A 14,679-nucleotide genomic window follows, 5' to 3' on the forward strand; every position below is an offset into this window, starting at 1 on the left:
TCCGGCAGGCGCGAAAGAAACAGACTATGGATTTTGAAGAACTGATCGAACTGGCGCGCGACTCCTATGTGGGGCAATTTGCGCACTTTGCCGATGTGCAAGCCAAGGCCCATCCCGGCGGCGTGGCCGAGGTCAAGCTGGAGGTTTCGGTCGAGGCCGGACTTTACCGGTCGCTTTACTGCGCCGACTATATGACCGGCCCGGCGGAGGACGACGCGCCGCAGATCGTCGAACTGTCGCCCGATGAAGAGGTGGCTTTTGACCCCATAGTGGTGACGCTGAATGAGCTGGAAATGACGGTCGAAGCGCTCGACTGGCACGAGATGAACCTGACCCTGACCGGTGCGCCGGAAACGCTTCAGGGATTGGAGGCGTGGTTTGAAACCTGGTTCGATCCGGAAGACCGCAATGTCGATCTGGACTCGCGCTTTTCCGGCCATATCCATTCGCTGCTGGTCGATGCCGACCACCTGCACGTCGATTTTGGTACCGCCCCGGTGCAGGCCCTGATCGATCTGCTGCTGCTGATCGAGATGAACGGCTGCACGGCAGTGCGGGTGTTTTAAGGGGGCAGCATTGGGGGAGGGGGAAGTGACGGTGTCTTACCCGCGGATCTACCGCTATCGCGGTTCGACGCGTCTTGCGATTATTGGGCTTGGCCTGATCTTCCTCGGTATGGCGGCCGGAGGGTTTTATCTTGGCCTGATCGAATGGCGAGAGCCGGATGGCGATTGGTTCACCCGGTTTGCGTGGCCTGCGATTTCCACGTTCTTCCTGATCTCCGGTGTGATCTGGCTCGTGGAAACTCTGCGCGCCAGCCTCGCGCTTTATCCCGACCGGCTTGTCTGTCAGACCGCGTGGAGTCGTTACGAGGTGCGCAGGGACGACATAAGCGGCATAAAAATCGCGAGCGGGTCAGCGAAACACATCCATCTCCCGATAGTCCTGAAGGATGGCCGGACCTGCACCGTAGAGATATTTGGGGCTCGCGATGATGTTCTGGACGGCTGGTTTGCCGGCATAGAAAATCTCGACAGAAACGAGGCGAAAGAAGTCGCCGAGCGCCTGTTTGAAAATTCCGCCTATGGCCCTGCGCGCGACATCCGTGAACGGCGCGCGCGCCGGGACCAAACCTGTGTTCAATGGGCATATTGCCTTACATCAGGACTGACGTTGTGGGGGATGCTCTGGCCCCGGCCCTTGCCGTGGTGCATGGGCGCATTGGCAGGTGTGTGCCTGCTGATCGTCGTCCTTGCGATCCTGAACCGCCGCCGGTGGGCCTTGCACGACATTGCCCAGGATAATCGGGTGCATGTCGGCGGTCTGGCCATCGCACCTTCAGTGATTCTGGCGTTGCGAGCGTGTGCGGAGGGTGACTTTGTCGACTGGACGGCCTTTTTGGTGACCGCAGGACTGGCCGGAATGGTGGCGTTTCTAGTGATCAGACGCCTTGAGCATCCGTCTTTTAAAGCCGTTGATCTGTTCGCCTGGCCCCTCTATGCCGCGTGGTTTGCCGGTGTGTTGAGCTTCGGCAACTGGTATTTCGACGATGCCAGACCGAAGATCATCCCCGTGGAGGTCGTGGCGCGCGGCGAAGGTTCCGACTACACCCTGACCATCGGTGCGTGGGGACCCAAGACGGGCACCGAAGACGTCGATGTCCCAAAGGCGCTTTACGACAAAACGCCCGTCGGGGGTCGTCTGTGCGTTCATCTCCATCCGGGGCGGCTGGGCTGGGAATGGTACGAGGTCTGCCCCTGTCAGGCCGAGAGTAAACCTTCGACATAGGCCGGGACGACTTCGGTAGCGGGGCCGTAGATGTGTTCGCTGAACAGGTTGCCGCCCATCGACGGCTCAAGGTTCAGTTCCACCGTATGCGCCCCGGCGCGCGTGGCCTCTTGCACAAACCCCGCTGCCGGATAGACATTGCCCGACGTGCCGATGGAGATAAACAGGCCGCAGCCTGACAGGGCGTCGTAGATGCGCTCCATCTGAAACGGCATTTCTCCGAACCACACAATGTCCGGGCGCAGGCCCAGCGTACCAAACGGCGAGGGGGTATCGATATGGATGTCGCCGCTCCAGTCACACGTCTTGCCCGTTTCGACGCAGCGCGCCCGCAGCAGTTCACCGTGCATGTGGATCAGGCCAAAGCCCCGTTTCGGTGTGACGCCTCGGTGCGCCCGGTCGTGCAGGTCATCGACATTCTGCGTCACCAGAAGCACGTCGCCGTCATAGGCCGCCGAGAGCCGCGCCAAAGCCTGATGCGCCGCATTGGGAGCCACGTCCTTTAACTGCGCGCGGCGATGATTATAAAAGTCGTGGACCAACACCGGATTGGCTTCAAAGCCTTCGGGGGTGGCGACGGCTTCGACGCGGTGCCCGCACCACAGCCCGTCGGAGGCACGAAAGGTCGGCACGCCCGACTCTGCCGAAATGCCGGCACCGGTGAGGATGACGATTGAGGGCCGCACGGCCTTATTGCCCTTTCAGCACCACGCCTTCGCGGCGCGGATCGGCTCCGCCGTCGATGCCGCCGTTGCGGAACATGACGCCGTGCAGGCCGGAGTTTTCGCCCTGCACCTCCTGAATCGTATAGCCCATGTCTTTCAGCCCTTGCAGAACCTCCGGTTTGAGGCCCGCCTCGATGCGGATGGCCGTCGGGTTGGCCACGACGTTGGGCAGGGCGACGGCCTCCTGCACGCTGAGATTCCAGTCGAGCATCCCCACCAGCGCCTTGAGATTATAGGACAGGATGGACGAACCGCCGGGTGATCCGATCATGCCGATCAGGCGCTTGTCCTTATCGAAAATCAGCACCGGCGACATGGAGGAGCGCGGGCGCTTACCGCCTTCGACCGCATTGGCGACCTTCTGACCGGTCTTCGTCACCGGGGTGAAAGAGAAGTCGGTAAGTTGATTGTTCAGGAAAAACCCGCCGACCATACGACCCGTGCCGAAGAGGCTTTCGACCGTTGTGGTCATGGATACGGCATTGCCGTAGCGGTCACGGATGACGAAATGCGTGGTCCCGGCGGGCTCCTGCGTCGCGTCTTTCGCCCAGGCCACGGCGGTGGGCGGCGTGCCATAGGTGGGGGCGGGCGACGCCTTGCCGATGGTGATGGTGGCCGCACGGCTGCGCACATAGGCCGGGTCACGCAAGCCTTTTATCGGGACGCTGACGAAATCGCTGTCGGCCACATACTGATCGCGGTCGGCATACATCAGCCGCTCGGCCTCAATAATCACCTGCCAACCGCGCGCATCATTGACCCCGTAGTCGTTCATCGGGAAGGCTTCAACGATCTTCAGCGCCTGAAGCAGCGATACTCCCGACGAGGGCGGAGCCGGAACGCAGATAATATAAACCCGATAGGTGTCGCAGACCGGTGCCCCGGCCTTCGGGAAATACGTCTTGAAATCCAACGCTTGCAGATCGCCGGGCAGGGGGCCTTCGTGGGTTTTGGCGATCATGGCCTCGACCAGCGGCCCTTCGCGGAAGATGACCGCGCCCTTGTCGGCCAGGGTGCGCAGGGTCTGCGCATAGGCCGGGTTTTTCAGCACATCGCCGGTCTTTTTAATGCCACCCCTGCCGTCACCAAAATAGGCCTTCACGTCGGGCGTCTGGCTTTGCGGGAAGCGGCTGCTGGCCAGATAGTTCCCCAGACGCGGCGAAATGACAAAACCCTCCTCGGCCAGTTTTTTCGGCGTGTGGAACAGGTCCTTCCACGCCAGCTTGCCGTGCTGGGCATGAGCCATGTCGAGCATCAGCACCGCCCCCGGCACGCCGGTGGCGCGGCCCGACACCACCGCTTCGCCAAAGGGCAGGGGTGTCCCATCGGGCTTGAGGAACAGGGTGCCGTCGGCGGACTTCGGCGCGGTTTCGCGGCCATTATAGGCCGTGGTTTGACCCGTCTTATGGTCGTAATAGACCATGAAGGCCCCGCCGCCGAGGCCGGAGCTTTGCGGCTCGACCAGAGACAGGGTGGCCTGAACGGCGATGGCGGCATCGACCGCCGTGCCGCCGCGCTCCAGTATCTCCATGCCCGCCTTGGCTGCCAGCGGATTGGCCGCCGCCACAACCGGAGTGAAGCGCTCAGCAGGCCGGGGGGCAAAGGTGGCGCAACCGCTCAGACCAAAGGCCAGTGTGGCGGCGAGGACAAGGCGGCGTGACAGCATGGGGAGGCTTCCGCGAAATGAAACACACAGACCTGCACTATAGGAGGGCATTACCGCAGCCACCAGAGCTTTACAGACGCGCGCTCAATTTTTGCCTCTGATAGCGCGTGAAACAAAGGCAGCGAGTCAGCCTCAAAGATGCTTGAGCGGAATGATTTCTATTGGAATCATACCGCTCAAGCCGCCATTGAGGCGGCGGCCAAGGTGGCGGAGACCGCACCCGGCGAGGGGCTAAACAAAATCTAAATCATTATGTTTCTACCAGAAATCATAATGATTTAGGAGACCTCTCGGTTAGGGTTTCAGGATGACTTTTATGTACACGCTCGACGCTCTCCGTTCTGGCGCGCTTGCAGGCGCAAAACACGTAAGGCTCAGCGGGCTGACGGCCTTTCCCGAAGCGCTGTACGATCTGGCCGACACGCTGGAAGTGCTCGATCTGGGCGGCAGTCAGTTAACGCACCTGCCTGACGATTTTGCGCGTCTGAAACGCCTGAAAATCCTTTTCGGCTCGAACAATCCGTTTGAGACCTTGCCGCCGGTGCTGGGGCGTTGCGAGGCGCTGGAAATGGTCGGGTTTAAATCCTGCCGCATCCGTGAGGTGCCGTCCGAAGCCCTGCCGCCGCGCCTGCGCTGGCTCATCCTGACAGATAATCGCCTCGAAAGCCTGCCGCAGAGTCTGGGGGACTGCGTGGCTCTGCAAAAGCTGATGCTGGCCGGAAACCGGCTCACGGCTTTACCGGAAGCCATGCAAAACTGTCGCGCGCTCGAACTGGTGCGTCTGGCGGCCAATCAATTTGAAACCCTGCCGGTGTGGCTGAGCCAGTTGCCGCGCCTGTCCTGGCTGGCCTTGGCTGGCAATCCGTTCGCCGCGAGGGCTGAGGCGGCTCTTACCCATGTGCCGGTAGCGGACATCGCGTGGTCTGACCTGTCGCTGGGTGACGTGCTGGGCGAGGGGGCGTCGGGCACCACGCATCTGGCGCAATTGTCGGCTGGTGACCTCTCTCGCCCGGTCGCCGTCAAGATATTCAAGGGGGCCATGACCAGCGATGGCCTGCCCCAAAGCGAGATGGCCGCCTGTGTCGCCGCCGGGCGTCATGAGGGCCTGATACCCGTGTTGGGCAGGGTGCGCGGTCATCCGGACGGACGCGACGCGCTGGTGATGGAGCGCATTGATCCCGACTGGCGCGTGTTGGCGGGGCCGCCGAACTTTGAGACCTGCACGCGCGACGTCTATGCGGACGGGGTGCGATTTGATGTCGGAACGGCGTTAGGCATCGCTCAGCAGATCGCGAGCGCCGCCGCTCATCTGCACAGTCGGGGTATCCTGCACGGCGACCTTTACGCGCATAATATTCTCCATGACGGTCGCGGTCGTGCCTGTCTGGGGGATTTCGGCGCCGCGTCGGCCTATGACCCGGCGGACCGCACGCAGGCGGAGGCGCTTCAGCGTCTGGAGGTGCGCGCCTTCGGCTGCCTGCTGGACGAACTGACGCGGCTATGCGACGCACCTGAGGCCTTGAAACGCTTGACGGCGGCCTGTGTCGATGTGCCGCGAAACCGCCCTCTGTTCCCTGAAATTGTTGAAAGTCTGGCAGCGATTGCGGGCTGATCTAAGAGGGAGCCGGTCCTTTGAAATATGGTCGGCTTTCCAATTGATCGCATGAATTGAGTAGGCGTCTTTATGAGAAACGCTGCCACCTGTTACCACTTGTTAACCTTAATGGGTGACTCCTTGTAACGCTGTTTTATTAGCGTAACTATAACCGGGGTCACCAATGCTGAACAACTTATCCATGCAAATCAAGGTGATAGTGCTTCTGGCACTGATCGCCATCGTCGGTGTAGGGGCTGTGCTCTACACCGACGCCTCGCTGGGGGGCAATATTGACAAATACGACGAAGCCCTGACCGGGCCGGCGCCGGGTACGGTGGCGCTGGCGCGCTCCGGCCGTCACGCGGCGTGGACCTCGCGCTCGATCCTCAAGGCCGTTATCGCCTCTGACGCAGATAAATTGGAAAAGGCCCAGCACGATATCGAAGACGGTAAGACCAAGTTCAACGCCGAAATGGACAAGGCCGAAAAGTTCCTGCCCAGCAAGGTCTCCGAGTTCAAACCCCTGCGCGAAAAATACAATACGGTGATGAGCACGGCCTGCGCCGAGGTGGTCAGCCTGGCGCAAGCCGGTCAGAAAGACGCCGCGATCGCCTCTATGGATAATGGCTGTGGCCCTGAACTGCTGGAGGTCATGACCGGCGTTGCCGGAATCGTGGACCGCACGATTGAAGAGAATAACGCTCTGGCGGCCAGCCTTCAGAAAAGCGCCGATGATGCCGTGCGCAATGCCAATATCATCGGTCTTATCGGCCTGCTGGTGGCCGGCAGCTTCGCCGTATGGCTGACGCGCAGCGGCATTTCGGCCCCTGTGGTTCGCCTCGATGGCCTGATGGGGCAGATGGCCAAGGGCAAGCTCGACGTCGTTATCCCCGGACAGGAGCGTCGCGACGAGATCGGCTCGATGTCGCGCACCGCCGAAGCCTTCCGTCAGGGCCTGATGGAGGCTGAAACTCTGCGCGCCTCCGCCGAACAGCAAAAGGCCATAGCCGAGGCCGAACGCCGCACGGCCATGCTCAAGCTGGCTGATGATTTCGAAAAGTCGGTGGGCGGTATCGTGTCGCTGGTGTCCTCTGCGGCCACCGAGATGCAGGCCGCTGCCGCGCAACTGAGCGCCACGGCGCAGGAGGCTTCGGCGCAGTCGGTCGCCGTATCTGCCGCCGCTGAGGAGGCCGGGGCCAATGTGACCTCGGTGGCCGCTTCTACGGAGGAACTGGGGGCTTCGGTTGGTGAAATCGGCCGTCAGGTCGAAACCTCATCCTCGGTCGCTGCCAATGCTGTGCGGGAAGCCGAAGAAGCGCAGATCGTGGTCAGCGAACTGAACGAAACCGCTGCCTCTATCGGGGGCGTGGTCGATCTGATCGCCGGTCTGGCCAACCAGACCAACCTGCTGGCGCTCAACGCTACAATCGAGTCGGCCCGCGCCGGTGAAGCGGGTAAGGGCTTTGCGGTAGTGGCTGCTGAGGTTAAGGCGCTGGCCTCGCAAACCGCCAAGGCCACGACCGACATCTCCGAAAAGATCGCCAAGATTCAGGACGCCACCAACCGGGCGGCGACGACCATGCGCAACATCGCCGGGACGATCCAGAGCCTCAACCATTCCAGCACGGCCATCGCTTCGGCGGTCGAGCAACAGAGTGCGGCGACGCAGGAGATCATTCAGGCGGTTAATCAGGCCTCGGTCGGCACGCAGGAGGTCACCTCCAACATGTCCGGCGTCGCACAGGCTGCGGAACAGACCGGTGAGGCCGCCGTGCAGGTACAAAGCTCGTCCGCTGAACTGGCCACCCAGGCTGAACGCCTGCATCACGAGATGGACAAGTTCCTGCAAACGGTCCGCGCGGCCTGATTGCGGTCACACTGCCAACAGAGCAAGCCCCGTCAGAAATGGCGGGGCTTTGTTTTGTGGATTTGACAAATGCGCAAGAGAAAAGGCTCCCCGTGGGGAGCCTGTCTTTGAAACAAATGGCGCACTCGAAGAGATTCGAACTCCTGACCCTCAGATTCGTAGTCTGATGCTCTATCCAGCTGAGCTACGAGTGCGTGTCCATTTCGTGTTCCCGCCTCAGCGGCGAGGGCCGGACAATTAGTCTCTTGGAATTTTAAACGCAAGCGCTTTTAAAAAGTTTTCCCCTGATTTTGTGATTTTTTTGAAAAGAGCGGGTGTGTGCCTCTTTTCGAAACGCAGGCACGGCTCTTGCTGATCTCAGCGGGCCTTGACTCATTTCGGGACAATAACCGTGGCGATCAAACACAATTACGCCTTTCGGCGGGAGACCGCTGACAAGCCGCTCAAACCGTCTCTGGTGCGTCCGCTCGACATCATTGTGGGCCTGAGCATCGGTATGGCGCTGGCGGCGTTTCTGATTTTCTAAGCGCATTCCGAAAAGTGGGTACCGGTTTTCGGATCAAATGCGCGACCCGCTAAAAGCTTATCCGGCATTCAACCGGCGTTCGACCTGCGACACACGCAGGGCCAGCAGGGCGGCGGTAAAGCACATGAGAGCGCAGAACCACAGCGGGCCATCGGCCCCCATCTGACTGAACAGGAAGCCTGCCACCACCGGCCCGGCAATGCGCGCAATCGCCCCCGTCGATTGATTGAGGCCCAGCATGGCCCCCTGACGGTCGGTGGCCGTCGATTTTGAGATGATGGCCGAGATAGAGGCGAAGATGACCGCCTGCCCCAGAGCGGCCAGCATGACCAGCGGCGTAACCAGCCACGGGACCTGATTGATCCCCTGAAGGAAGAAGCCCATGCCGAACACCGTCAGGCCCAGCACCAGAATGCGCGCTTCGCCATAGCGGCGCACCAGCGGGCGGGTAAAGACCATCTGCATCAGGGCGGCGGTGACGCCGATAAACAGGAAGACCAGGCTGACTTCGCGCGGGCCCCAGTCGTAGCGCGCCTTAGCCCACAGGCCGAAGGTGGCCTCAAGCCCGGCCAGTGCGGCCATGTAGAACAAGGTCGAGAGGATCAGGCGGCTGATGATCGGATGGCGGCGGGCTTCGGCGAAGGTGGCGCGGAAATTTTGCGGAGCCGCATGGGTACGCACGCGGCTTTCGCGCACATAGAAGAGAATGCCCAGCGTCGCCACGGCGGAAAGGCCTGCGGCGAGGAACAGCGGCAGGCGGAATCCGGCGGCCCCGGCTTCTTCGTGAGCCAGAAACCCGCCCATGACCGGGCCGATCACGAATCCCAGCGAAAAGGCCGCGCCGATCAGGCTCATGCGGCCGGCCCGCTGATGCGGTTCGGACATGTCTGACACATAGGACTGGATGCACGACACATTGCCGGAGCCTATGCCGTTCAGGAAACGGATCGCGATGGCCCACCACACATTGGGCGCAAAGGCCAGCAGCACATAAAAGAGGATGTTGGAGGCGGTGGTGATCAGCAGAACCGGCTTGCGTCCCCACTTGTCCGACAGGCTGCCCCACAGGGGTTCGGCAAAAAACTGGCCCAGCGAATAGGCGGCAAACATCAGCGTCACCTGCCACGGCCCGGCATTCAACGTCTGAGCGAAAAAGGGCATCAGGGGCACCAGCAGGCCAAACCCGACGAGATTGATGAAGACGACAGCGAACATGACGCTGAGCGCGCCATTGTCCATGATGGCGCGTCTGAGCGTCGGCTTGCCGCCTTTTGTGTCGGGTGGGGTGGCGGTCTCGGCGTCGGGCCCTGAGACGGACGGTTCCGGTCGGGGCGGCTGGGGCTTCGTCACTGACATTGACCTTCTATAGGGCATTTGGGTGCAGGTGCGAAAGCCCCGCCTTTCGCCTTCGCACGGTTTTTGAAACAGGGGCGTCTTGACTCGCTCAATATGTTCTTGTTATGTTCTTTTTATGCAGGCGACGCAGACCAGACAGTGGGACGACGGGAGTGGGCTGAAATGGCTCTATCTCGACATGAACAGCTTCTTTGCCAGTTGCGAACAGCAGGCGCGGCCGCACATGCGCGGGCAGCCGGTAATCGTGGTGCCGGTGAAAAGCGATTATACCTGCGCCATCGCCGCCAGTCAGGAAGCCAAAAAGCTGGGGATCAAGACGGGGACTTCGGTCGCCGTGGCGCGGCAGCTCTGTCCCAACCTGCACGTCGTCGAAGCGCGTCCGGATGACTATGTACGGATTCATCATCGCATCCTTGAGGAGGTCGATCACGTCATCCCGGTCGAAAAGGTCTGTTCGATTGATGAGGTGGCCTGCCGCCTGATGGGGCCGGAGACGGTGGAGGCGGCGGCGCGCGCTTTGGGCCATCGTATCCAGAGACGCATCCTGTCCAATATCGGCGAGTGTCTGACGGCCTCGATCGGGCTGGCCCCCTCGCGGATGCTGGCCAAGACGGCGGCGGACATGCAAAAGCCGCTGGGGATGACGGTGCTGCGCCGCGATCAGTTGCCGGGGGCCTTGCTCGACATCGACATCGGCGATTTTCCCGGCATAGGTCCGGCGATGAAGGCGCGGCTGCATAAGGCCGGCATCAGCGATCCGCGTCAGCTCTGGCACCTCAGCGCCAGCCGGATGCGCCAGTTATGGGGCGGTATCGGCGGGGATCAGTTCTGGTACGCCCTGCACGGCATCGACCCGCCGGAGATCGAAACCGAGCGCGGCAGCATCAGCCATTCGCACGTTCTGGCGGCTGAGTTGCGCCCGGTGGACGCTGCGCGCGCCGTGGCCCGGCGACTGACGGCCAAGTGCGGGTCGCGGCTGCGGCGCATGGGCTATAAGTGCGGCGGCCTGCACCTGTCTATCCGCGGCACACAGGAGGGGCGGGCGCAGGCCGAGCGCCTGTTTATGGCCACGGCCGACAGTTTCCGTATGCTGGCGGCGGCGGATGCGTTGTGGGACGTCTGCGTGCGCACTCTCAACCAGACGCGCATCAAGAAGGTGTCGGTCACCTGTCTGCGCCTCATTCCCGCCGATACGGCTCCCGACCTGTTCGGCTACAGCCCGGCGGCGGCGGAAGACCCGCGTCATATGCGCCTGCTGGAGGCGATGGACGCCCTCAATCAGCGCTTCGGCAAGGATCGCATCAGCATCGGGCCAAAGCCCAAACTGCATGAGTTTGTAGGTGCCAAGATCGCCTTTAACCGGGTGCCTGAAACGCCAGAGTTCTGGGAGTGAGGTTGTGCGCTTACGCAGTGCAGCAATTTTGGGTTCTCAAACGCGCAAGGGAGGGGTATAGCTTAGGCCATGAATGACAAGGTCTTCTATACCAGCGCGGCCGTGGTCGCCCTTCTGATGATTGCGCTCAGCCTTGTCTGGCCGCAGGGGCTGGGGGCGCGCTCGCCGGCGCCATTCGGCCACGACATCGTGCTGCCCGATGTCGTGCGGGCTCAGCGTGAGAAGGCCGAGCGCGACGCCAAGCGCAAGGCCGAGCAGGCCGCTGAGCGTGCCGCCAAGGCACAGGCGGCCACTGAGGCCTCAGCCTCTTCGACCGCTTCGGCTTCGGCACAATAAAACCCATGACGCGCGTTCTGGTGTTCGGCTACGGCTTTATCGGCGCGGCCTTTGCCGATCTGTGCCGGGCGCGCGGCTACCGCGTGTCGGCTACGGCCCGTACGGCGGAAAAGCGAAAGTGGCTGGCCGGGCAGGGGATCGACGCCGTGGACCCACTGAGCCCGCAACTGAGCGATTTCGCGGCAGCCGCTGACCTTATCCTGATCACGCCCGCGCCGGATGACGCGGGCTGTCCGGCCTTTGCGGCGCTGGGGGCGGCCCTGCGGGATGTGCCGCGCAAATGGCTGGGCTATCTTTCGACCACCGGGGTCTATGGCGATCGGGGCGGCGGCTGGGCCTTTGAGGATCAGGCCCTCACGCCCCTGTCCACCGAAGGCCGCCGCCGCGTGCAGGCCGAAACCCAGTGGCAGTCCTTAAGCGGGCAGCACGATGTGGCGGTGTTTCGTCTGCCCGGCCTGTATGGCGTAGGACGCAGCGTCATCGAACGTCTGCGTGATGGGACGGCGCGACGCATCCACAAGCCGGGTCAGGTCTTTTCGCGCCTTTATGATACCGACTGCGCCGACGCCCTGATGCGTAGCGCCGAGCGTCGGCGCGCCGGGGCGGTCTATAATCTGTGCGACGATGAACCAGCCCCGGCAGATGCGGTGCTGGTGTGGGCGGCCCAGACCTTTGGTTTCGCGGTGCCACCCGAAATCCCGTTTGACGCACCGGATCTGAGCCCCGGCATGCGGCGCTTTTACGCCGAAAACAAGCGCGTTTCCAATGCCCTGGCCAAGGCCGAACTGGGCTGGCGACCGCAATTTCCGACCTATCGCGAAGGTCTCCGCGAAGTCGAGCGCTTAATAGGCCAGAGCTAGACCATCCTTACGCATTTCGGTCGCCGCCCCGTAGGCACGGCCCAAAGGATCGGCCTGCGTCACGATGGCCTGATAACCGCCATAATTGCCGGGCGACGGCTTGATCGACCAGCCAAGCTTTTCCAAACCAGCACGAGTTTCCGGCGGCACGCCGCTTTCCAGATTGAGCGTCCCGGTGCCTTGCGCCGCTTCGCCCGTGGGTTCCGAAGACCCCTCGTGGTGCCAGCGCGGCGCGTCGCCCGCCTCCTGTAAACCCAGACCGTAATCGATCAGGTTGACGAGAATCTGCGCCTGACCCTGCGGCTGCATATCGCCCCCCATGACGCCGAAGCTGAGCCACGGCTGACCGTCCTTGCAGGCAAAGCCGGGGATGATGGTGTGGAACGGTCGTTTGCCCGGCGCATAGACATTGGGCGAGCCGTCGCGCAGCGAGAACAGTTCGCCGCGGTCCTGAAGCATAAAGCCCAGACCGTCAGGAATCAGGCCTGACCCCATGCCGCGATAGTTTGACTGAATCCAGCTCACCATCATGCCGTTTTTGTCCGAGACGGTGAAGTAGGTGGTATCGCCGCGCGCCGGGGCCTCATACGGGACGATGCGCGGCAGGATGGCATCGGGACGGATTTTCGCCGCCTGTTCCTTCGCATAGGCTTTTGACAACAGGGCCTCGACCGGGATTTTCGAGAAGGCGGGATCGCCAAAGAATTTGGCCCGGTCCTCAAAGGCCAGACGCTTGGCCTCGATCTGGGTGTGCAGCGAGGCGGTGGTCTGAAACCCCATGCCTTTCAGATCAAACGTCTCCAGAATGTTCATCATCTGAAGCGTGGACAGGCCTTGCGTATTGGCCCCCAGCCCCAGCACCTCGACGCCGCGATAGGTGGTTTTCAGCGGTGTCGTGTCTTCACCGTGATGCGCCATCAGGTCTGATTTGCGCAGGTGCCCGCCGATGCGGCGGAAATAGGCGTCGATGGTGTCGGCGATCTGCCCCTCATAGAAGCTGCGCGCGCCGTTTTCGGCAATAGAGCGATAGGTGCGGCCAAGGTCCGGATTGCGGAAGATTTCGCCTTCGCGCGGGGTGCGCCCGTTCGGTGCGTAAACTTTCAGGAAGTTCTGCACCTCCTCAATGCCCGTGTCGGGGTTGGTAAAGCGCCGGTAGCTGGCGTTGAGATAAAAGGCGATGGTCTGGGCCACCGGCACACCGCGTTCACACAGGGCGATGGCCGGCGCCAGCACATCGGCGAATTTCAGCTTGCCATAGCGGGCGTGCATCTGCCCCCAGGTGTCCACCGCGCCGGGCACGGAGACCGAGACGCTGCCCCACGACGGGATGTGGCCGTTCTTCGCTTTTGAGCGGACATAGTCGAGGCTCATGCCCTTGGGCGAGCGGCCCGACCCGTTAAAGCCCACCACCGTCTTCTGCGCCGGGTCCCACAGCATCACGTAGGCATCCCCACCGATGCCGCAGGCAATGGGCTCAAGGAAGCCGAGCGCCGCATTGATGGCGATGGCGGCGTCGATGGCTGAGCCGCCCTGGCGCAGGATATCTATGCCAATCAGGCTGGCCAGCGGGTGTGCCGTGGCGGCGGCCCCTTGCGTGCCCCAGACGGTCGAACGCCCGGCGAATTTGGCGCCGGTGATGCGGTCGCCGCCGTGCAGCGGGTCCAGCGCCAGAGCCGGGCTGGCGGCGAGGGCGGGCAGGGCGGCAAAGAAGGATCGGCGGTGCATGGGCGAACTCCGGTTCGCCACATGTGGTATCAAATTTTACGGTTTGGCAAGGGGGCGCAGGGCACGCACCGTATCGATCAGCCGCCGCAGATCGGCCGGGCTGGACAGGCGGTGATCACCGCCCTTGATCAGTTCCAGCGTCACGTCTTTTGACGATATGTGCTTCGCCAGCCTCAGGCCGTGCGGCCACGGTACGACCTCGTCCTCAAGGCCGTGCAGGATACGCACCGGGCCGTCGAAGACGAGCGGCTGATCCAGCACCTTGTGGGCGCGTGCCTCATCGAAAAAGGCCTGCGACATGGGCACATCGTAATCGTAACCGCGCAGGTGGAAAAAGCCTGAGACCTCCAGCGCGCGCCGGTCTTCGGGCGATAGCGACGGCAGCATCAGTTCTGTGGCAAAATCGGGGGCGGGAGCGATCAGGACGGCGGCCTTCACCCGTTCAGGCCGGTCACGCATCAAAAGCGACGCCATCCAGCCGCCCATACTGGAGCCGATAACCAGCAGAGGCCCGGCGGTCAGGTGATCGACGACATCCCGCACATTCTGTCGCCACTGACCGATGCGGGCCTCTTCCCAGCGACCGGCGCTTTCGCCATGCGCCGCATAGTCAAAGCGCAGAAAATCCCAGCCTTCAGCTCGGGCTGTCTGCGCCAGCGCTTCGGCTTTTGAACCGGTCATGTCCGACTTGAAGCCGCCCAGCCACAGGACCGTTGGCCCAACGCCTCTGACGTGGCGGTAAGCGATCGTCTGGTTGAGAAACTGCGTGCTGTCTTGATTTGGCTCGGTGCTCATGCGCATAAGCCTTAATTGCCCGGAGCCTCTCGAACAAGCGCTTAT

General features: G+C 62.3%; 13 protein-coding genes and 1 tRNA gene. 8 read left to right on the forward strand and 6 right to left on the reverse strand.

Going from position 1 to position 14,679, the window contains the following annotated elements:
• The first annotated feature begins 26 nt into the window (after window positions 1–26).
• Window positions 27–566 carry a hypothetical protein gene (locus EM6_RS01680; protein WP_126419783.1) on the forward strand — a complete coding sequence of 180 codons (540 nt, stop codon included), beginning with the start codon at window positions 27–29 and terminating at the stop codon, window positions 564–566.
• Window positions 567–591: 25 nt separating this feature from the next.
• Complete coding sequence (locus tag EM6_RS01685; protein ID WP_126419785.1) at window positions 592–1,788, forward strand: hypothetical protein; 1,197 nt, start codon at window positions 592–594, stop codon at window positions 1,786–1,788.
• Here EM6_RS01685 and EM6_RS01690 read toward each other — a convergent pair.
• Entirely contained in the window at window positions 1,761–2,474 is a 714-nt protein-coding gene (locus EM6_RS01690; RefSeq protein WP_126419787.1) for an NAD-dependent deacylase, read from the reverse strand. The genes EM6_RS01685 and EM6_RS01690 overlap by 28 nt on opposite strands.
• 4 nt (window positions 2,475–2,478) lie before the next feature.
• Window positions 2,479–4,179 carry a gamma-glutamyltransferase gene (ggt, locus tag EM6_RS01695; protein WP_126419788.1) on the reverse strand — a complete coding sequence of 567 codons (1,701 nt, stop codon included), beginning with the start codon at window positions 4,177–4,179 and terminating at the stop codon, window positions 2,479–2,481.
• 307 nt (window positions 4,180–4,486) lie between these two features.
• Between ggt and EM6_RS01700 the strand changes: the two genes are divergently transcribed.
• The gene (locus EM6_RS01700) at window positions 4,487–5,791 is read left to right on the forward strand and encodes a leucine-rich repeat-containing protein kinase family protein (protein WP_232037065.1); all 1,305 of its coding nucleotides are present in this window, start codon (window positions 4,487–4,489) and stop codon (window positions 5,789–5,791) included.
• A 166-nt stretch (window positions 5,792–5,957) separates the two neighbouring features.
• Complete coding sequence (locus tag EM6_RS01705; RefSeq protein WP_126419790.1) at window positions 5,958–7,643, forward strand: methyl-accepting chemotaxis protein; 1,686 nt, start codon at window positions 5,958–5,960, stop codon at window positions 7,641–7,643.
• Window positions 7,644–7,760: 117 nt separating this feature from the next.
• On the opposite strand, the gene EM6_RS01710 is transcribed toward EM6_RS01705, so the two are convergent.
• A tRNA-Arg gene (locus tag EM6_RS01710) sits at window positions 7,761–7,837 on the reverse strand.
• A gap of 197 nt (window positions 7,838–8,034) precedes the next feature.
• Here EM6_RS01710 and EM6_RS17635 point away from each other — a divergent pair.
• Window positions 8,035–8,169, forward strand: a complete 135-nt coding sequence (locus tag EM6_RS17635) for a hypothetical protein (protein WP_269471948.1) — start codon at window positions 8,035–8,037, stop codon at window positions 8,167–8,169.
• Window positions 8,170–8,226: 57 nt separating this feature from the next.
• Here EM6_RS17635 and EM6_RS01715 read toward each other — a convergent pair whose 3' ends face one another.
• Window positions 8,227–9,525, reverse strand: a complete 1,299-nt coding sequence (locus EM6_RS01715) for an MFS transporter (protein ID WP_126419792.1) — start codon at window positions 9,523–9,525, stop codon at window positions 8,227–8,229.
• 115 nt (window positions 9,526–9,640) lie between these two features.
• Between EM6_RS01715 and EM6_RS01720 the strand changes: the two genes are divergently transcribed.
• The 3 genes from EM6_RS01720 to EM6_RS01730 all read left to right on the forward strand — a co-directional run bounded on the left by EM6_RS01720 (window position 9,641) and on the right by EM6_RS01730 (window position 12,114).
• A complete protein-coding gene (locus EM6_RS01720; protein ID WP_126419794.1) occupies window positions 9,641–10,918 on the forward strand; it encodes a Y-family DNA polymerase in 1,278 nt (425 codons plus the stop codon).
• A 69-nt stretch (window positions 10,919–10,987) separates the two neighbouring features.
• On the forward strand, window positions 10,988–11,254 hold the full coding sequence (locus EM6_RS01725) for a hypothetical protein (protein WP_126419796.1): 267 nt from the start codon (window positions 10,988–10,990) through the stop codon (window positions 11,252–11,254).
• A 5-nt stretch (window positions 11,255–11,259) separates the two neighbouring features.
• Entirely contained in the window at window positions 11,260–12,114 is an 855-nt protein-coding gene (locus EM6_RS01730) for an SDR family NAD(P)-dependent oxidoreductase (protein WP_172961102.1), read from the forward strand.
• Here the strand turns inward: EM6_RS01730 and EM6_RS01735 are convergent.
• A complete protein-coding gene (locus tag EM6_RS01735; protein WP_126419798.1) occupies window positions 12,097–13,839 on the reverse strand; it encodes a gamma-glutamyltransferase family protein in 1,743 nt (580 codons plus the stop codon). The two genes, EM6_RS01730 and EM6_RS01735, sit on opposite strands and share 18 nt — an antisense overlap.
• A 36-nt stretch (window positions 13,840–13,875) precedes the next feature.
• Window positions 13,876–14,634: an alpha/beta hydrolase gene (locus EM6_RS01740; protein WP_232037066.1), complete on the reverse strand. Its 759-nt coding sequence runs from the start codon at window positions 14,632–14,634 to the stop codon at window positions 13,876–13,878.
• Window positions 14,635–14,679 lie beyond the last annotated feature (45 nt).

The sequence above is a fragment of the Asticcacaulis excentricus genome (assembly GCF_003966695.1).
Classification (GTDB): domain Bacteria; phylum Pseudomonadota; class Alphaproteobacteria; order Caulobacterales; family Caulobacteraceae; genus Asticcacaulis; species Asticcacaulis excentricus_A.